Here is a 19,276-nt window from a genome sequence, read left to right on the forward strand (position 1 = left end):
GAAAATGAGCTTAGTGTTAAACTGTTTAGATGTGCAATTTTTATGAAAGAAGTGAGTCTATTGACTGAAACAGGAGCATTCCATGTAGAAAAAAGAATCCCCTTATTTATCGTATTATTATCAGGGGCCTTTATTACAATTTTAAACCAAACATTACTTGGTACAGCTTTACCCCCTATTATGAAAGACCTACAAGTATCTGAAAGTACGGTACAGTGGTTACAATCTATATTTATGTTAGTAAACGGTATAATGATACCTGTTACTGCATTTTTAATTCAACGTTATACATCGAGGCAGTTATTCTTAACCGCCATGAGCATTTTTGCATTAGGTACTTTAATCTGTGCTGTCGGACTAGATTTTTCAATGCTATTAATTGGACGTGTCTTACAAGCAGCAGGCGCAGGTATTATGATGCCATTAATGCAAACAATCTTATTCTTACTTTTCCCTGTAGAAAAACGTGGTACCGCAATGGGCTTATTCGGCTTAGTCATTGCATTCGCGCCAGCGATTGGACCTACGCTATCAGGTATTTTAGTAGAGCATCTCTCATGGAGAAGTGTCTTCTACGTCGTATTCCCAATTGCAGTTGTTATCATCGTTGCTTCAATTTTCCTATTGAAAAACGTTACAGAAACTTCAAACCCAAAACTAGATATCGCATCAGTAATTCTATCTACACTAGGTTTTGGTGGACTCTTATACAGTTTCAGTTCTGTTGGAGAAGCAGGATGGGGCAGTGTACAATTTATCTTACCACTTATCGTTGGTATCATTGCATTAGTTATATTTATTCGTCGCCAGTTAAACCTCAAAGAACCTATGCTTGAATTTAGAGTGTTTAGCTACAGCATTTATACGTTAGGTACAGCATTAAGCATGTTCGTATTTGGTGTATTAATCGCATCAAACATTATTTTACCATTATATATGCAAAATATGATTGGATTCTCTGCATTAGAATCTGGTTTAGTATTATTACCAGGCGCTGTTGTTATGGGAATAATGAACCCAATTACAGGTTATTTATTTGATAAATTTGGCGGTAAATGGCTCGCTCGTATTGGCTTGCTCGTATTAGTTGCTTCAACAATACCATTTACAATGCTCACAGCTGATACAACCTTTACTTATCTTGCCACGGCTAACGCAGTACGTATGGTATCACTAGCAATGGTTATGATGCCTATGACAACGCTAGCGATTAATCAATTACCGAATAGTCTCATTGCTCATGGTACTGCTATGAACAACACATTTAGACAAATGGCCGGTGCAATCGGTACAGCGTTATTCATTACGTTAATGTCTGTTTCAGCTATTCCTAGTGAAGGTCTAGAAGGTATGATTCATGGTGTGAATGTAACATTCATGGTCGCTACTGGTATATCAGTCATCGCATTATTATTATCAGCTAAACTTAAAGATGATAGTAAACCATCACGCAGAACAATTTAATTAGACAATCGATCAAAAAGCTTCATTATAATAGATAATAAAAAAACACTTTCGTTACATTCATATAAATAGAATGTTTTCGAAAGTGTTTTTTATATTTTAATATATTAACTTTGGTTGATAAAAATGCTTTATTAACTGTTCGATTTGTTAGCGTGCAGTGTTTTCATTGCAAATCTCGCTATTGGTTGAGCTATGAGTAGTTCAATCCAAAATGCAATAAAAAGTTACGAGGCCAATTATAAAAGAATATTTCAAAGATTAGTCTGTAGCAGAAAGTCTGTTAATTGCAATTTCACCCACTGCTTTCGCTGCAACTAATAATGCATCTTCATTCACTTCAAACTTAGGATGATGATTCATATATGGCGCTTCTATGTCTTCTGGTTTACAGCCAACGATGAAAAAGGCACCTGGTATTTCTTTTAAATAATACGCAAAATCTTCAGAACCTGAAACTGACGGTATTTCTACAAGATGTTCAAAATAATCACCCTTACTTGCTGTTAAAATATCTACCACTTGTTCTGTTTGTGCGGGATGATTGTATAGCACAGGATAACCAAATTGGTAATCTAAATCATACGTAACATCAAAACCGACCGCTACGCTTTTTGCGACTTTCTCAATCTCTTCATACATAAATTGCTCTAAGTCATCATTAAGATAACGTGCTGTTCCTTTGATTGTAACTTTGTCTTGTATAACATTGGCTCCACCAGGTGCATCAAACGCACCAACAGTAATCACACCCATTTCTGAAGGATCGATACGTCTAGACACTATTGTTTGGAGGGTGTTTACAAAGTTGGTACCTGCAATCAAAGCATCGTGTGTTTTATGAGGACTCGCAGCATGACCACCTAAACCATTAATCGTTAAAGTAAATGTAGAACTACCAGCGAAAGCATTGCCTTTATTATATCCAATCACGTCTGTACCAGCGACGGGTACTACATGAATACCATATATTTCATCTAAATCATTTAATGCACCTGATTGCATCACTTGTTGTGCACCACCTGGAGGCATTTCTTCAGCATGTTGATGAATAATTTTAACTGTACCTGAAAGTTCATCTTTTATTTCAATTAATGCGTCTGCTAATCCTAACAAATACGCGGTATGTGCATCATGGCCACACGCATGCATCACCCCTTCATTTGTTGACTTAAAGGGCACATCTATCTCTTCTTGTATTGGCAACGCATCAAAATCAGCGCGTAATCCTATTGTTTTACCAGGTTGTCCCCCTTTGATTTCTACAATAATTGCGTTACTACCTAGAACAGGTTGCGTAACTGTCACTTCTTTCGATTTGTAAAAATCTTTAATATATTGCGCCGTAGCATCCTCTTGGAATGACAACTCCGGATGTTGATGTAAATAACGACGATGCTGAATCATCTCAGATTCCTTCTCTTCCAACTTTTCAAATAATATCTCTTTTGTATTCATAACTGTTCACTTCTTTCGATTTGTTTATAAATAATTTAACCATTTTAAAATTTTAAATCTAAAAGAAGATTAATACAAAAATAAATTACTGTTTTATGGAATTTTACATTTTTAAATATTTAATGAAGTAATGTTAATCTCTCTTATTATGAAATTTTTATAGTATATCTACTTGTACTTCTGTCTCATTTTTATAAACGATATACATCATAATGCTAGCAATCACCACCATAATAAAGCCAAAATATGGTGTCATTGAAAGAGAAAAATGATTGAGCACATATCCTCCGATGACCGCTCCCAATGTGATGCCGATATTGAAGGCAGCAATGTTTAAACTAGAAGCAAAGTTAGTCGTTGCCTTATTTTTACGTTCTGCAAAAAGCACCACAATCAATTGCAGACCCGGAACGTTCATAAATGCGAACAACCCCATAATAAGTATGGCTATCGTACCTAAGAAATAATGTGTCACAGATAAGCCTAGAAGTAATAAAACAATAGCTTGAATTAAAAATATCCATATCAGTACTTTTGTTGGCTTATTGTTTGTTAATTTCCCACCAAGTGTATTGCCAATAGCAACCATTACACCATATATCACAAGTAGTAGTACCACCGCTTCGTCACTATAATTCAAAATATCTGTAAGTATACTAGTCAGGTATGTGTAGACTACAAAAGTGCCACCGTAACCGAGTGCAGTAATCAAATAAACCATCATTAATGACTTGTTTTTAAACACTTCTAATTGTTCCTTTATCGATGCCTGAGCATATTCTTTCAAATTACTTGGCACTGCAAATATATTAATGATTAAACTGATCAATCCAATCATAGCAATCGTAATAAACGACGCTTCCCAACCAAAGTGCTGACCAATCCACGTTCCTAATGGTACGCCTGTAATTGTAGCAACGGTTAAACCTGTAAACATCATTGCAATCGCGCTTGCACGCTTATCAGGCGTTACCAAATCACTTGCGATTGCTGTGGCTATAGACATAAACACTCCGTGCATTAATGCCGATAATACACGCATTGCTAGCAACATACTAAACGTGGTAGCAAAGGCAGCAAGTGTATTCGCAACAATGAAAATAAGCATAATCATTAATAGTAAATGCTTCCGTTTCATTTTATTTGTCAGTGGTGTTAGTACAGGTGCTCCTATTGTTACCCCCACAGCATACAAAGATACAGTTAATCCTGCTAATGAAATCGTAGTATCAAAATCATCTTTAATGAGTGGTAAGAGACCTACACTAATAAATTCAGTCATTCCAATTGCAAAGGCAGACATTGCTAACGCTAATATAGCGAATTTGTTTTTTCTCATAATGTTTTTTGACTCCTTCTTGTTTTATGTATGTGTTAATATAAACTACACATATCAAAAGCGGAAGTACGCACTTTAAAGTACTATAGGTACCTTTGAGTACCTATCAGGAGGTAATTAAATGAGCAAATCTTATAATATCGGCGTCGAAGCAACCATTGATGTCATCGGTGGAAAATGGAAACCTGTCATCTTATGTCATTTACAAAACAACGGGTTGATGCGTACATCTGCATTAAAACGTGCCATTCCAACGATTACTCAAAAAATGTTAACACAGCAATTACGCGAACTAGAAAAAGACGGTATTATCAACCGTATCGTATATGATCAAATCCCCCCTAAAGTTGAATACGAATTATCAAATTATGGTCAAACACTAGGAGATTTACTTTCTTCACTTTGTTATTGGGGAGAGTTCCATATTGAAAAAATGCATCAACAAGGGGAAACAGTATCATTAGCACAACAAGATTTTGTCGATATACCCAAACCGAGTTAATAACAAAAACGCCCTATTCTATAACTTTAGAATAGGGCGTTTTGTATACCAAATTGTTATGATTATTTCTGTTCTTAAATCTTGTTTTTTTGGATTCCTAAATCTTTAGGAACCATCGTTTCAAGTTGTAGTTCTTCATCTTCATAATACAGTTTCTTCAAATCAACATCGAAGAATTGTTTCATTCTTTGTTCGGTCATTACTTCAGTTGTTTCTCCAAAAACGATACCTTTTTCTTTTCCAGTAATAATCACATTATCTGAAAGATAAAACGCATGGTTTGGATAATGCGTATTAATAATGCATGATATCCCCTGTTCTTTTGACAGCTTACGTATCGTTTTTAAAATCGTAATTTGTTTTTGAATATCTAAATGAGATTCTGGTTCATCCAGTATTAATAATTCAGGGCCCGATACAAGTGTTCTTGCGATGAGTGCTAATTGTAATTCTCCGCCACTGACCTCGTTACATGACTGATTGGCCAAATGGCTAACACCCACTGTTTCCAGCGCTTCAATTGCAGCCGCTTCATCCTTTTTTGAAGGTTGTGCTAAAGTACTGATAAATGGCGCTCTTCCCATGATCACAAGTTCTAAGAGCGTGTAACCAAAAGTCATTTTTTGAGCTTGAGGCACATAACCAATCTTTTTCCACAATTCCTTTTTCTTCAGGTCATTTAACGGGACATCATCGATAAACGTTTCGCCATCCGTCCAATCTAGCAACCCAATAACACATTTTAACAATGTTGTTTTTCCAGCACCATTAGGCCCTAAAATCGATAAGACCTCGCCAGGAGCCAATTTAAAATTCACATCTTCTTTATATAAATAAGGTTTGTTTTTATAATGAAAGTTGCCTTCTTTTACTTCTAAGTGCATTACCACGAACCTCCCATACGGCGTAATAAGTATGCAAAAAATGGTGCGCCAATAATTGCAGTTAAGATAGATAATGGAATTTCAGTAGCTGTTAAACTTCTAGCCAAGTTATCAATGATTAACAAATATGTACTACCGATAGCAAGTGATACAGGTAACACATATTGATTATTGTTACCTACAAACATACGTGCAATATGTGGGATGATTAAACCAACCCATCCTACGATACCCGCTACCGCAACCGTAGCTGCTGTGATAATCGTTGCACCTGCAATGATTGCCCATTTTAAAGCTACAACAGGAATACCCATAGACTTAGCTTCATCTTCTGGTAATGTGAGTAAATTAAGTCTCCATCTTAGTGTATACAATATGAGCACGCCTATGATGATAATCGGTGCCGCAACATATAAATCTTTATAAGTTGCTGTTCCTAGACTTCCCATTAACCAATACGTGATTGCGGGTAATTTCTCTTCTGGATCAGCTACGAACTTCATTAATGAAATAAGTGCATTAAACAATGCTGATGTAATGACACCTGCGAGCACAAACATAAAGATTGGAGAATTTTTTTGATTTCCTGCTACAAAAAATGTGAACAGTATCGCCAATAGTCCAAATGCTAAAGCTAATATTTGTGCCCCAAAAGTGTTACCAAAAAACAATATACCTAGAGATGCTCCAAATCCAGCTCCTGCTGAAACACCCAGTATGTCTGGCGAAACTAAAGGGTTGCCAAACATGCCTTGAAAACTCGCACCAGAAATAGATAATCCACCCCCTATTAATAGGGCTAATAATATTCTTGGAAAACGAACATTCATCACTACCGTTTCTTGTACTGGTGCCCATGTTTCTTCTATAGGAATAATTTGTGATGTTAAAATTTTAATAATCGTAATAGGATCTATAAAAACTCTTCCTACTCCGAGTGAAATAATTGCTACCACAAGTGGTAAAACAATTAATAATAATATTTTTGATTTCTTCATTAGTTAACTCCTTAATACTTCGCAGCATCAGATGAAGGATGTAAAATAGACTCAACATCTTCGTCTGATAATTTATAGTCGTAAAAATCTTGGTAATATGATTTGATTTCATCTTTCATATCATAGTTGAATTTATCTGGGTGATTATGTTGTGCCATCCATTTAAGCATTAACGGTGCATCTCCGTTTGGTGGGAACCAACGATAGATACCTAAAGGCACCTTATAGACCGCTTTGTCTTTAACTGCTTTTACCTGACTCCAATCTTGACCAGACACTTTGTTTTTCAATAAATCATTAGGTTGGGTCTCAGTGAAGTTTGTAATATAGATTTTATCTGGATTCCATTTATAAATTTGCTCCATATTAACTTCTTTTTGACCATCGACACCATCATCGCCAACAACATCGATACCACCAGTTGCTTCTGTCCATTTTTCACTAAAGAAATTACCGCCACCAACAACAATAGAGTTGTCTGTATGTTGATGTAAGAATAGAACTTTGGGTTTGTCTGATTTTTTCGTGTCTTTTAGGCCATCATCAATCATTTTTTGAGATTTTTCTCCCTCTTTCATAAATTTCTCAGTTCTATCGCTCGTCTTGCCACCTTTAACATCTGAAGTAACTTTTAACCAGCTATTAAATGTAGCTAAAGGATCAGCGTCTTCAACCTTGATTGTTTCTAGTCCCATGGTTGGTATGCCACTCTCTGCAACTTTATCTAAGGTTTTCTCTTCAGTAGCATTTTCAAAGTAGACATCTGGGTTTATTTTAGATAGTTCTTCTATATTCACATCGCCATTTTTCACAAACTCTGTAGACGCTTTTTTTATATCAGGTGATATTTTAGAAAGTATAGAATTTTCTGCAGCGTTATACGCGTTAGGATGTATTCCTTTAATTTCTTTCGTAGAGTTCGTCCCTACAAACCAAGTAGAAAAATATGGCAAGATGCCTCCTACTACAATACTGTCTGGATCTTTTTTAATTTTCACTTCTCGATTTGTTTGATCTTTCACTATTTTTTCTTCTTTCGTTACTTCTTTATCTTCTGAATTCGTAGCTGTCGTATTTGAATTACATGCTGTAAGTAATGTAGCTGATAATACAATCCCAGCTAGGACACTATATTTTTTCTTCATTGATTATCTCCTGTTCTTAGCCATTGTCCTAAACCATGTAAAAATGGCTTAGCTTGATTAATAAATCCAAGTCCAATATGAAACATTGGGTCTAACGAAGTTACGATTAACTCGCCATTGAAATTGACATCATCAATATAAAAAATCGACCGTCCATCTGGTGTATTTAATAATGATTTCGCACCATTTGGTGGATCGAACGTGCCGTGATAATGCCACTTCATATCATCCACTTTTAAGTATTCATATAGACTATGCGTTTGATAATCAGGATTTAACGGTAGGTCACCGTTGGGTCGGACCCACCAACTGAAATTCACTTCAGAATCTTCCCAATGTACGTGAGGAAACCACTGATCCAATACTTCTCCAAAAATCACTAGCCGCTTACCTAGTTTTAAAAATTTTAAAAATAATTGTCTATGTTGTTTCAATAATTGAATATCTAAGCGACACGATAATAAAATCGTGTCATAGCAACTTAAGTCGTATGAACTTAATGTTCTAATATGTATTACGTCATTATATAAATACTTAAATTCCTGTTCTTCTAAAAATCTATTTTGGTATGGTGTCCCATTAACAATCAAAGCAATATTCAATGTTGATATTCCCCCCTAATGTTCGATGCTTCTGTGCGTATAGCATTCAACATCTGTAGCCCTACTTGATTTGAAGTGTTGTCTTCATGTGTATAGATACGGTACATATCAGTGCCTGCACCTGCATATATCGTGCCTTTATGTGTTCGATCTACATAAACAATAGGTTGTTGTTCTTGATCCGTAATTAATACTTTTGCTTGCTCTGGAACCGTTTCAAAATAACCTCTTGAAAAGAAACCACGCACACCTCGTCTATATTCCAAATCTTTTACTTTAATATTTTCAAAAAGCCCATTATCGGTTGCTTTCATTTCTAACGCTCGATCTTTTAATGGAATGGGAGACCTTTTCCAAGTCGATACACAATTCAACCAAGGTAAAGATTTCTCCACTAATGTGAAAATCACTCCACCTTGGTTGATATAGTCATTTAATATGTCGTCTTGTGCCAATAGATAAGGTTCATCGATATGGTTTGAAATAATCACGCCATCAAATGTATTTAAATTGGTGTTTGGTAAGTCATATACATTTAAAAACACGAGTCCTCTTTGACGATCTAATTCTGTAAGTCTCGAAAATTGGATGTCTATTGCTAAATATGCGATTTCATTCATTTTTCTACTTCCCTTGCTAAATTTTATATTTATGCGTATTTTATAATATATAAACCATTTTACCGATAATGATTCTCAATTTCAATTAAAACTTTGAAATTGAATTTAAATTTAAAAATTAATTATCATCAAAATGTTATTTCAAAAAACAAATTAATTATAAAAGGATGTTTTTAATGACTTATTTAATCGGTCACATCGACCCTGAGCATGCATTTGGCATTAACAAAGAAAGTGATATAGACAAAGAAATCATTGTAGAGTATATACCTCAATACGAATTTCATAAATTAGACATTTTTAAATTTGACGCAATTATCATTCCTAATTTTGTAGATCAAGAATATTTGTATCGTCATAAAGGTTTGATAAACGATTATTTGAACACTAAAAAAATCATTGTCTTTTTTGGACACTTATTTAAACCTTGTTTGCCGAAAACTGCTTTGTTTATGCCTGAGCACATTCATCATTTCAGTGATTATTCGCTAACTCCAAAGCATGACTCTTCTATATATGCCAATGTCAAAACTGACGATATGACATTTAATAAAGGGGTAGCTGGTTTCTTTGCAAGAGGCCATTACCAAACGCAACCTGAACATGAAATACACCTAACCTTTCAAAACGGACATGTTGTAACCTACGTAGATAGAATATCAACAGAAGGGACACTCTTTATGCACGCGGGCCGTTCACTTTTAGGATACAAAGCGCAAAATAAAACAACCGATTATATTTCTGGTCAATTTATAACTTGGTTAAAACAAGAAATAATATCATTACAAGGAGGAAAAATTAATGAATAAAATAGGTGTTATATACTCTGGAAATGAGTCACATTATCGTACATTTCATGAACCTAAGTTTCATCAATTTATAGACCAATTAATTTACCATCCAGGTTTTTTAGAAACAGACATTAGTCAGCTTGATATATTAATCGTGCCTTCACAGCTAAACCAGCCCTTATTATTAAAAAGTGTCGACAAAATTCATGATTTCGCACAATCTGGAGGCACTGTTGTCGCATTTGGACCACAACCCCACGACTGGTTACCAAATCAAAACTGGGAATTTAGACCTACTAATTTTTGGTGGTGGTTAGAAGAGAATGCTGATAGTGGTTTGCTTTTATCCGCACCGAATCATTCATTATTCGCACGTTACCTTACGCTAAATGATTGCACGTGGCATCAACATGGTGTGTTTTGGCCACCAGAAGATGCTGAAATATTAATTGCCTCAAAAAATGGCGGTGCTGTAATGTACGAACAAAAATCCAAGCAATATGGTCATTGGATTATTACAACGCTAGATCCGGATTATCATTTTGGCTCATATTTCATGCCAGCTACAGAAAAATTTCTTGAAGGCTTTTTTCCATACTTAGCTTATGAATAAATTTTTATAAATAAGAAATAAAACCATAATATTAATGACAATCACTTAGTTTATACAAAAATGATGGCTTCTACTTTATTTCACGTAGAAGCCATCATTTTTTTAGTTACAGTTGTTTTATATTTCCCAAGAAATAATGATGATAATGCTATGCATATTTATTCTAGAATGCTGCGGTCCATCCACCATCTGCTGTGACGATTGTCCCATTGATAAAACTCGAATCATCAGAAGCTAAAAATAATGCTACTTTAGCAATTTCCTCTGCTTGCCCTGTTTTAGGTATCGCACTTTGTGCAATTTTTGTACGTTCAGCTCCAAAATGGTTAATATTTTTCATTGAATCAGATATATTTGTTTCAATTGCTCCTGGCGCAATTCCATTACAACGTATACCTTTTTTAGCATACATAAATCCAGTGTTTTTGGTAAGTCCTACGAGTGCATGTTTAGAAGCACTATAAATAGCGCCCGCATGTGCACCATTTAATCCTCCTGTAGAAGTCGTATTGATTATAATACCTTTTCCTTTTTCCAAGAATATTGGTATCGCCTTGCGCATTGCTCTCATTGCACCTTTAGTATTAATATCAAATATTAAATCCCAACGTTCATCCAAAATATCTCCCACAGGTTCAAAACCATCCATAACACCCGCATTATTGACTAGTATATCTAAAGTACCATAGGATTCTATGGTTGTATCAATCATATTATCGATATCTTCTTGCTCAACTATGTTTACCTCAATGGCTTGAGCAACGCCATTATTTTCATTAATTTCTTTTGACACTGCTTCTGCTTTTTCTAAATTAAGATCAGCTACAATAACTTTAGCGCCTTCTTTAGCATATAATTCGGCAATTGCTTTACCCATGCCAGATGCTGCACCTGTGACAATCGCTACTTTATCTTTTAATTTCATAATATTCAGCCCCTTTATTCAAATGATTTCTTAATTTTATTGGTTTTTTAATCCAATAAGATAGAATTAAACTAATAACGACTATGATGATACGTATATGAATTGCATCAACTAGTGTAAATATACCATTTAAAAACCCTTTTAGCTCCAAAAATGAATCTGTTGCTTTCAATTGTCTTATAACAAATAGAACCAGTGACATGATGGTACGAATCTTCCGCCATAATTGATACAATTATATATTAGTTAGTTGAAAAAACAGCTAAACTTCATTTCAATAAATTTTAATTTTTCATATTACTCAGTACAATAGAAATATGAATCATTTAACACATTAAAGGAGAATACAATCATGAAACTAGATGAATTTCACATTGGCGAAACATTTACGACTAAGCCATATAAAATAAGCGAAGAAGCAATTACGGATTTTGCTAGTGAATTTGATCCACAATATATGCACCTAGATAAAGAAAAAGCACAACAAGGCAGATTTAATGGTGTCATCGCTTCCGGTATCCAGACACTAGCCATTTCTTTTAAACTATGGATTGAAACAGGCAAATACGGAGAAGATGTCATTGCAGGTACACATATGAATAATATTAAATTTATCAAACCAGTATTTCCGGATGATGAATTACATACTGTGATAAAAGTTATTGATAAAAAGGCTGGTAAAAGAGACCAAGGTTTACTTACGGTATTAATGACAACATTTAATCATGAAGATGTTAAAGTATTTGAAGGCGAACTCACGGCACTTATCAAACGTTAAAACGCTCTTGTTAATAAATTATTCTATTTCATCTCAATTGATACACAAGTACTTCGTTATGCTTGTAACATCATCAGTATAATTTAATACTACCGCCATCTACCATAACCGTTTGTCCCGTGATATATTGCGCGTCTTCACTCCCTAAAAATACTGCTACTGGACCAATATCTTTTTCAACATCTCCAAATTTTTGCAATGGAATGCCTTGGACCACCTTTTCATAATATTCAGGGTTATCTTTACGCCATTGATCAACGCCTTCAGAATAAGCGATTGGAGATATGATATTAGCATTAATGCCAAATTCGCCAAATTCATTAGCTATTACACGTGTAATACCACGTATCGCCTCTTTGGCTACAACATATGCACCTTGATGCTTATCCCCTTTTACAGCGGCGCCCGAACCAAAGTTTATAATATTACCTTTTGTTTCTTTCAAATAAGGTATAACCATTTGGCATAAATAAAATGTCGCATAAAATCCAGTATTCAATGATAAGTTCAAATCTTCTTCTGTAATATCTAAAAAAGACTTCATGCGAGATGCGTGTGCATTATTAACTAATATATCAATTTTTCCATAGTTTTCTAGCGTAGTATCTACACATGCTTGCAATGAATCTTTATCTGTTAAGTCTGTCTTAATAAATAACGTTTCATAACCCTGACTGTTTAGTGTTTCACTCAATAATCCCCCTTTTTCTTCAGCGATATCAGCGATAACCACTTTCGCATTTTCTTTAACATATGCCTTCACAATTCCAGAGCCAATACCTCCTGCGCCACCAGTCACAATTGCTACTTTACCATCTAATCTAGTCATTAAAATCACCTTTTCATTTTTTAATATTAGAATATTTTCGCTCTTTCTTTTGTACGTATAAAATCTTATTTATTCAATTGTTTGACATGACTATAAAGTTTTTTCTGAATGTTAAGTAATTCCGTCACTTCTTCATCATTTAATACTGAATAAATTTCATTTCTCATTTTTTGACCTTGTTTTTGAGCTTCTTCTAATAAATCCAGTCCTTTTGCAGTAATCGTAATTAAAATGGAACGTCTATCCTCTTCTTGATGTGCCCTTACTACGTAGCCTTCTTTAACGAGTCTGTTTGTTAAACCGGTAATTGCACCTGAAGTATAACCAAGCGACTGCGCAAGCGCGGATGGCTTCTGCGCACCATGCTCTTTAAGTTTAGATAAGGCAATAATTTGTGAAATATTAACATTCATATTAAATTGTTTCATAAAAAGTGTCATTGTCGCGTCATTAAATAACTCAGCATTATGAATCAGTTCGAAAAAGTTATTCTTTTCCATGATATGCCTCCTTAAATACGTTGATATAATAATAGTATATACAAAATTAGTTTAGCAGTAAAATACTTAATGCTAAACAGTTAACTTTTAATGTATTTACTGTTAAATTATATAATAATAGTGAATTGATCATGGGAGGAAGTTAAATTATGAAAAGATTAGACAATAAAGTTGTAATTATTACTGGCGCAGCACAAGGTATGGGGAAAATGCACGCTGAAAAAGTATTGCATGAAGGTGCAAAAGTTGTGATTACTGACATCAATGAAACACTCGGTCAAGAAGTTGCACAAGAACTTGGGGAAAATGCACTTTTTATTAAACATGATGTTTCTAATGAAGCAGATTGGCAAAATGTAGTAGATACAGTAATCAAAAAATGGGACAAAATAGACGTCTTAGTAAATAATGCTGGCATTACTTATAACACGCCTATAGAAGAACTCAGTTTAGAAAGTTATATGAAAATTGTAAACATCAATCAAGTGTCTGTATTTTTAGGTATGAAATCAGTTGCTTCAACTATGAAAGCGCAACAGCACGGTTCAATTATAAACATATCTTCTATGAATGGACTTGTTGGTGGTGCAATTGGCTACACAGATACGAAATTTGCAGTTCGCGGCATGACTAAGGCTGCTTCAAGAGATCTTTCACCCTATAATATACGTGTGAATTCAGTACATCCCGGTGTAATTCAGACACCTATGATTGAACAAGAAGGTGTTAAAGAAGCAGTCGAACAATTCGCGAAGACCATTCCAATGCGTCGTGTAGCTCTAACTGAAGAAGTATCTAATATGGTCATCTTTTTAGCTTCAGATGACGCCAGTTACTCTACAGGTTCTGAATTCGTCATCGATGGCGGTCTTACTGCGTTATAAACAACTTAAGCAAACCAAATATTTCAAACAACAAAACCCCCTTCGCAATACCATTTAAATGGTTGTGAAGGGGGTTTATAATAATTCATACTATCTATTGAAATCAAATTACTAATTATATTTTTTTAGGTTCTACGTAAGCGACAAAGTTTTCAGCATCTTCTTTATTTAAATCTGTTAAAGAAAATGTGCCAATGCTAAAGCGCATCGTTAATACATTACCGTCTAATTCGATATTTTCAATTTCGTCATATCTAATGTTTCTATAGTAAAACTGGCCGCCCATATCAACATTTAATATAAGACGTTCATTTGTTGCGACATAAGCCGCTTCGTATACTTTTATTTCTCCTTGAACAGGGTATTCCATATTTCCTAAAACGGAAGGCCCTTGTTTCTCAGTTGGAAATAAATCTTCTGGATTAATATTATCTAATATCATTCGATTACCTACCTTTTCAATTAGTCTGCAACTTCTAAGTCTACAGTATTAATATCAATACCTAAAGCATCTGCTACACCTTGACCGTAAGCTGGATCCGCTTTATAACAATGTCTAATATGACGGTGTTTTAGTGGGTCAGTAACTGGGCCCATTTCATTAGCCGTATTATTAAATAATATTTGTTGTTTATCAGGTGACATTCTACGGAACAATTCACCTGGTTGTTCAAAGTAATTATCATCATCTTCACGATAATCATATTCGAACGCTTGGCCTTGAATGTCTAAGCCTGGTTTTTTGTGTTGCGGTTGGTCTTCAAGCGCACCGTTACTATTTGGATAGTAGTGTGTTTTTGAACCTTGGTTATCATCTAAAATACGCATTTGTCCATCTCTACTAAATGGACAGATATTTTCTACACCTACACCTTTAGGTTGGTTAACAGGAATCTGCCAATGGTTTACACCTAAACGATATCTTTGTGTATCGCCATATGAGAATAGACGCCCTTGTAACATTTTATCTGGTGAAAAGTCTAGACCTGGAACGATGTTTGTTGGTGCAAATGCTGCTTGTTCAACATCTTGGAAATAGTTTTCAGGGTTTCTATTTAATTCAAACTCTCCTACTTCGATTAATGGGTATTCGTCTTTATACCAAACTTTTGTTAAATCAAATGGATTATCTTTATGATTGCGTGCTTGTTCTTCAGTCATTACTTGGATGTACATTTTCCATTTAGGGAAGTTACCTTCTTCAATGTTTCCAAATAAATCTCTTTGAGAAGACTCTCTGTCATTTGCTATAACTTGTGCTGCTTCTTCAGGTGAATAGTTTTCTATACCTTGTTGTGTTCTGTGGTGGAATTTAACCCAAACACGCTCACCTTTATCATTGTACATAGAGTATGTGTGAGAACCAAAGCCATGCATATTTCTGAAACCTTTAGGAATACCACGATCTGACATCACTATCGTAATTTGATGTAACGCTTCTGGTAATAATGTCCAGAAATCCCAGTTTGCTTGAGGGTCTCTCATGTTTGTTTTTGGATTACGTTTAACAACATGGTTTAAACTTGCGAATAATTTAGGGTCTCTGAAGAAGAATACTGGTGTATTGTTACCAACTAGATCCCAGTTACCTTCGTCTGTATAAAATTTCAATGCAAACCCACGAATATCACGTTCTGCATCAGCTGCACCACGTTCACCTGCTACTGTTGAAAAGCGAGCGAACATTTCTGTTTCTTTGCCAACTTCAGAAAAAATACTTGCACAAGTGTACTGTGTAATATCATTTGTTACTTTAAATGTACCAAACGCACCAGATCCTTTTGCATGCATACGACGTTCCGGAATAACTTCTCTATCGAAGTGTGCCATTTGTTCTAAGAAATATATATCTTGCATTAAAAGCGGACCTCTAGGGCCTGCCGTCATACTATTTTCTCTATCTCCTACTGGTGCACCAAATAATCCTGTTAGTTTTTTACTCATTATATTATCTCCTTTAATTTACCGCAGTTAAGTGATTCTTTTCTTTATAATTATTGATGACTGCATTTGCAATGCTTTCAATAAACAGTTGATTTGAGCCAGGCATTTCAGCTCTATAATAATTACAACCTAAATCATCGCAAACTTTTTTACATTCATAATCGTTATCATATAAGACTTCTAAGTGTTCACATGTAAAACCTAATGGAACGTATATAAAGTTTTGATAATCATATTGTTCATGTAATGTTTGAGTCAAATCTTGCACATCTGGTCCAATCCAAGGTTCCCCAGTGTTACCTTCAGATTGCCAACCGTTAAAAACATGGTTATGTCCAATTCGTGATTGGATTAACTGTGCTGTTTCTTCAAGTTGACTTGGATAAGGATCATTATGTTCCAATATTTTTTCTGGAAGACTATGCGCCGAAACGATAATTGCTGTTTTTTGATGCGCTTCCTCAGGTATTAAATTCAATTGTGTATTTACTGAATCAACCCAATACTGAATGAATTTCTCTTCTTTATAAAATTGATCCAATGTCGTTACTTTAATATTTTTCTCATTTGCATATTGAGATGCGCGCTGGTTATACATTTCTACTGAAAATGAAGAATAATGCGGCGTTAAAACTACGCTGACGATTTCGTCTATGCCTGCCGCACTAATGTCATCTATCGCATCTTCAATAAATGGATGTATATGTTTCAAACCTATATATAATTCATAGCTTATGTCACTCGTCATTGAGTTAAGTGTATGACATAATGTTTCAGCTTGTTTTTCAGTCGTTGTTGCTAAAGGTGATACGCCACCAATATATTCATATCTATCTTTCAAATCTATGTATGCTTCATGGCTTGGTTCGTGTCCATGTCTGATATGCGTATAGTAAGGTAAAATATCTTCTTCCTTATATGGCGTACCATAAGACATACATAATAATGCTACACGTTTCATGTTAAGTGCACCTCCACTAACTTGCTCTTCTTTACAATAATTATCTATTTGTAATTATTATAATCTATTATAACGTAAAAATGATTAAAGTCTATATTTAAATATTTAATATATCATTTGAATTGATAATACATACTTATAAGTGATAATGAATTATGCGTTTTCATTATTTTTTATTACTATTAAATAGTAAAATAACACTTCACTTTCTTGCAATAATCTATATTTTATATATTGGTAGTGTACATAATAAAGGCCTGCCTCACACCAAACAATTTAACACGAGTTGAACATCTGAAGACCGTGGCTATACCCTTGGCAAGCGAGTGTGAAATAGTATTTAATATGGCAAAAAAAGAGCTGCCAACAATTTGGCAACTCTTTTTAGTGATTATATTCAATTCACATCACGATTCATCATTATACAAAATCATTTTTATTATAGTCATTATATATCTTTTTCGTTAAATCCGACCGCACCTATGACACATAGTATAATAAAAATAAGCATAAGGCTGATTATCGGCCCACTTGTAAAATCATCTATAGGCAAACTTGGTATATGCTCAAATGGTGTGATATCTTTCATCCAATCTTTCACATTCAGTAAAGTACCTAAATAATTCACTAAAAAAGTATAAGCGAGATAAGCATAGACTAAAGTCGTTAACTTTATGCCCCATCCAATTACGACAGTTCCTATACCAACAAAACTCAGTATGGCTGGTATATAGACAATAGCCGATTGAATGACCATGTTAAAGTCGAGTGGTGTATCCATTGAATAGAATTGGCCAACATACAAACCGAGTCCTGCGACAAAAATCATCACTACCGCATTCACCACACTGATAATTAGAAAACTCAGTAAGTACTTGATACGCGAAAGCGGATTGGCTAATACAAGCATCGCGTACCCTCTATCTATCGCTTTCTTTATTTTAAATAAACCTAACAGCGTAGGCACCGTACTGATTATTGCCATCACCAACATTAATTGCGGTAAAAATTGTTTGACGTAATCTCCATTTGGATTTTCTAACATAGACAGTAATAATGGATTATCTTTAAAAAAGTCGTCTAAATTTCCAAAAATAGAGCCATATGATAATCCAAGTATAAATAATCCAATAGCAAAATATATAAAACTCATTTTTTGTAATCTGATTTGTAAACCTAGTGGAGACTTCATGTACCACTTCGCATGTTGGCTCCCTTTTTTCTGTGGTAATAATTTAGCATCGATATCACGCAAACCATTTAACACAAAGGCAAATATAGCAATGATAACTGTAAGGCCTAAAATGCACCACACCGGCCACCAATGATCTTCTGAAAATGCATACGTTCTAGACAACCAGCCCATCGGTGAAAACATAGATAGCGTCTCATTGGCTACATCTCCAAACGCTCTAATCAAATACATAATGAGCAATAAAGCGATACTCACACCAGTCGTCTCACTACTAGATGATACAAATTGGGCAACGAACATGGGCAACGCAGCAAACATCATACCAAATACACCTAAAGCTGAACTATATAAAAATGCACCTACTAAATCTATACCCTCAACGTTTAACGACGCTAGCCCTAAAGTGAGTAATATGATTAGGCTGACATTAAGTAATAAAGTCTGAATTAGATGCCCCATCAAAGGTGCTTGTTTACCAATTGGCAATGCAGTTAAAATGATTATTCTACCGTCTTCTTCATCGCCTCGTGTGTCTCGAGATACTATTAAAATATTCATAATTGCTACCATTATTGCTGTGAATAAAGTCATTTCATGCGTAAAAAGCACGCCAATATTTACATCATCAAAATCAGCCGGACCAAGCATCGCTTGCATCGCAGGATTTTTTGACATCTCGATGATAGGACTCATCTTAGATTGACTCGGGTACATCGACTCAAAAGCAGGTGGAATCATTAACGTTAAAGCAGTTAATAAAACCACCCATAAAATCATTTTTTTACTATTTCTTTTTACATAAAAATAAAATAACTTTGAGGTTTGGTAAAATGATTGCTTCATA

At 34.7% G+C, this 19,276-nt stretch carries 20 protein-coding genes; 6 read left to right on the forward strand and 14 right to left on the reverse strand.

All coding sequences use genetic code 11. From position 1 onward, the window contains the following. The first annotated feature begins 42 nt into the window (after positions 1-42). Positions 43-1,464 (forward strand): MDR family MFS transporter, encoded by a 1,422-nt coding sequence (locus tag AAA453_RS00600; protein ID WP_002506109.1) that lies wholly within the window; start codon positions 43-45, stop codon positions 1,462-1,464. 261 nt (positions 1,465-1,725) lie between these two features. Here the strand turns inward: AAA453_RS00600 and AAA453_RS00605 are convergent, their stop codons facing one another. Together AAA453_RS00605 and AAA453_RS00610 are read right to left on the reverse strand one after the other, a co-directional pair. Continuing rightward, on the reverse strand, positions 1,726-2,922 hold the full coding sequence (locus AAA453_RS00605) for an amidohydrolase (protein WP_021339920.1): 1,197 nt from the start codon (positions 2,920-2,922) through the stop codon (positions 1,726-1,728). A 157-nt stretch (positions 2,923-3,079) separates the two neighbouring features. Beyond that, a complete protein-coding gene (locus tag AAA453_RS00610; RefSeq protein ID WP_427705583.1) occupies positions 3,080-4,261 on the reverse strand; it encodes an MFS transporter in 1,182 nt (393 codons plus the stop codon). 121 nt (positions 4,262-4,382) lie between these two features. Here AAA453_RS00610 and AAA453_RS00615 point away from each other — a divergent pair, with 121 nt between their 5' ends. Further along, positions 4,383-4,763 (forward strand): winged helix-turn-helix transcriptional regulator, encoded by a 381-nt coding sequence (locus tag AAA453_RS00615; protein ID WP_069814844.1) that lies wholly within the window; start codon positions 4,383-4,385, stop codon positions 4,761-4,763. Between the two features lie 74 nt (positions 4,764-4,837). Here AAA453_RS00615 and AAA453_RS00620 read toward each other — a convergent pair whose 3' ends face one another. From AAA453_RS00620 to AAA453_RS00640, 5 genes are read right to left on the reverse strand one after another with little or no spacing between them, the layout of a single operon-like run. Then, a complete protein-coding gene (locus AAA453_RS00620; protein WP_069814846.1) occupies positions 4,838-5,647 on the reverse strand; it encodes an ABC transporter ATP-binding protein in 810 nt (269 codons plus the stop codon). After that, the gene (locus AAA453_RS00625; protein ID WP_002511943.1) at positions 5,647-6,645 is read right to left on the reverse strand and encodes a FecCD family ABC transporter permease; all 999 of its coding nucleotides are present in this window, start codon (positions 6,643-6,645) and stop codon (positions 5,647-5,649) included. Before AAA453_RS00625 ends, AAA453_RS00620 begins: the two co-directional genes overlap by 1 nt. An 11-nt stretch (positions 6,646-6,656) precedes the next feature. Further along, positions 6,657-7,790 (reverse strand): ABC transporter substrate-binding protein, encoded by a 1,134-nt coding sequence (locus AAA453_RS00630; RefSeq protein ID WP_069814848.1) that lies wholly within the window; start codon positions 7,788-7,790, stop codon positions 6,657-6,659. Next, positions 7,787-8,392, reverse strand: coding sequence for a hypothetical protein (locus AAA453_RS00635; RefSeq protein ID WP_069814850.1), 606 nt, complete (start codon positions 8,390-8,392; stop codon positions 7,787-7,789). The genes AAA453_RS00630 and AAA453_RS00635 overlap by 4 nt, the downstream gene beginning before the upstream one ends. Continuing rightward, positions 8,389-9,012, reverse strand: a complete 624-nt coding sequence (locus AAA453_RS00640; RefSeq protein ID WP_069814852.1) for a hypothetical protein — start codon at positions 9,010-9,012, stop codon at positions 8,389-8,391. The genes AAA453_RS00635 and AAA453_RS00640 overlap by 4 nt, the downstream gene beginning before the upstream one ends. Before the next feature lie 176 nt (positions 9,013-9,188). Here AAA453_RS00640 and AAA453_RS00645 point away from each other — a divergent pair, with 176 nt between their 5' ends. Together AAA453_RS00645 and AAA453_RS00650 are read left to right on the forward strand one after the other, a co-directional pair. Continuing rightward, the gene (locus tag AAA453_RS00645) at positions 9,189-9,821 is read left to right on the forward strand and encodes a hypothetical protein (protein WP_069814854.1); all 633 of its coding nucleotides are present in this window, start codon (positions 9,189-9,191) and stop codon (positions 9,819-9,821) included. Further along, entirely contained in the window at positions 9,814-10,416 is a 603-nt protein-coding gene (locus AAA453_RS00650; RefSeq protein WP_069814856.1) for a hypothetical protein, read from the forward strand. The genes AAA453_RS00645 and AAA453_RS00650 overlap by 8 nt, the downstream gene beginning before the upstream one ends. Before the next feature lie 163 nt (positions 10,417-10,579). Here AAA453_RS00650 and AAA453_RS00655 read toward each other — a convergent pair whose 3' ends face one another. Beyond that, entirely contained in the window at positions 10,580-11,341 is a 762-nt protein-coding gene (locus AAA453_RS00655; protein ID WP_069814859.1) for an SDR family oxidoreductase, read from the reverse strand. A gap of 352 nt (positions 11,342-11,693) precedes the next feature. On the opposite strand from AAA453_RS00655, the gene AAA453_RS00660 reads away from it, so the two are divergent. Next, a complete protein-coding gene (locus AAA453_RS00660; protein WP_069814863.1) occupies positions 11,694-12,119 on the forward strand; it encodes a MaoC family dehydratase in 426 nt (141 codons plus the stop codon). A gap of 73 nt (positions 12,120-12,192) precedes the next feature. On the opposite strand, the gene AAA453_RS00665 is transcribed toward AAA453_RS00660, so the two are convergent. Both AAA453_RS00665 and AAA453_RS00670 read right to left on the reverse strand, forming a co-directional pair. Then, the gene (locus AAA453_RS00665; RefSeq protein WP_069814865.1) at positions 12,193-12,948 is read right to left on the reverse strand and encodes an SDR family NAD(P)-dependent oxidoreductase; all 756 of its coding nucleotides are present in this window, start codon (positions 12,946-12,948) and stop codon (positions 12,193-12,195) included. A gap of 65 nt (positions 12,949-13,013) precedes the next feature. After that, positions 13,014-13,448: a MarR family winged helix-turn-helix transcriptional regulator gene (locus AAA453_RS00670; RefSeq protein ID WP_069814867.1), complete on the reverse strand. Its 435-nt coding sequence runs from the start codon at positions 13,446-13,448 to the stop codon at positions 13,014-13,016. 149 nt (positions 13,449-13,597) lie between these two features. Here AAA453_RS00670 and AAA453_RS00675 point away from each other — a divergent pair, with 149 nt between their 5' ends. Continuing rightward, the gene (locus tag AAA453_RS00675; protein WP_069814869.1) at positions 13,598-14,332 is read left to right on the forward strand and encodes a glucose 1-dehydrogenase; all 735 of its coding nucleotides are present in this window, start codon (positions 13,598-13,600) and stop codon (positions 14,330-14,332) included. A 115-nt stretch (positions 14,333-14,447) separates the two neighbouring features. On the opposite strand, the gene AAA453_RS00680 is transcribed toward AAA453_RS00675, so the two are convergent. From AAA453_RS00680 to AAA453_RS00695, 4 genes are all read right to left on the reverse strand, one after another. Beyond that, on the reverse strand, positions 14,448-14,774 hold the full coding sequence (locus tag AAA453_RS00680) for a PH domain-containing protein (RefSeq protein ID WP_069814871.1): 327 nt from the start codon (positions 14,772-14,774) through the stop codon (positions 14,448-14,450). A gap of 20 nt (positions 14,775-14,794) precedes the next feature. After that, positions 14,795-16,276 carry a catalase gene (locus AAA453_RS00685; protein WP_069814873.1) on the reverse strand — a complete coding sequence of 494 codons (1,482 nt, stop codon included), beginning with the start codon at positions 16,274-16,276 and terminating at the stop codon, positions 14,795-14,797. 13 nt (positions 16,277-16,289) lie between these two features. Further along, on the reverse strand, positions 16,290-17,237 hold the full coding sequence (gene hemH, locus AAA453_RS00690; protein ID WP_069814875.1) for a ferrochelatase: 948 nt from the start codon (positions 17,235-17,237) through the stop codon (positions 16,290-16,292). 448 nt (positions 17,238-17,685) lie between these two features. Continuing rightward, on the reverse strand, positions 17,686-19,275 hold the full coding sequence (locus tag AAA453_RS00695; protein WP_069814877.1) for an ABC transporter permease: 1,590 nt from the start codon (positions 19,273-19,275) through the stop codon (positions 17,686-17,688). Position 19,276 lies beyond the last annotated feature (1 nt).

The sequence above is a fragment of the Staphylococcus parequorum genome, assembly GCF_039237145.1.
GTDB classification, from domain to species: Bacteria; Bacillota; Bacilli; order Staphylococcales; family Staphylococcaceae; genus Staphylococcus; species Staphylococcus equorum_A.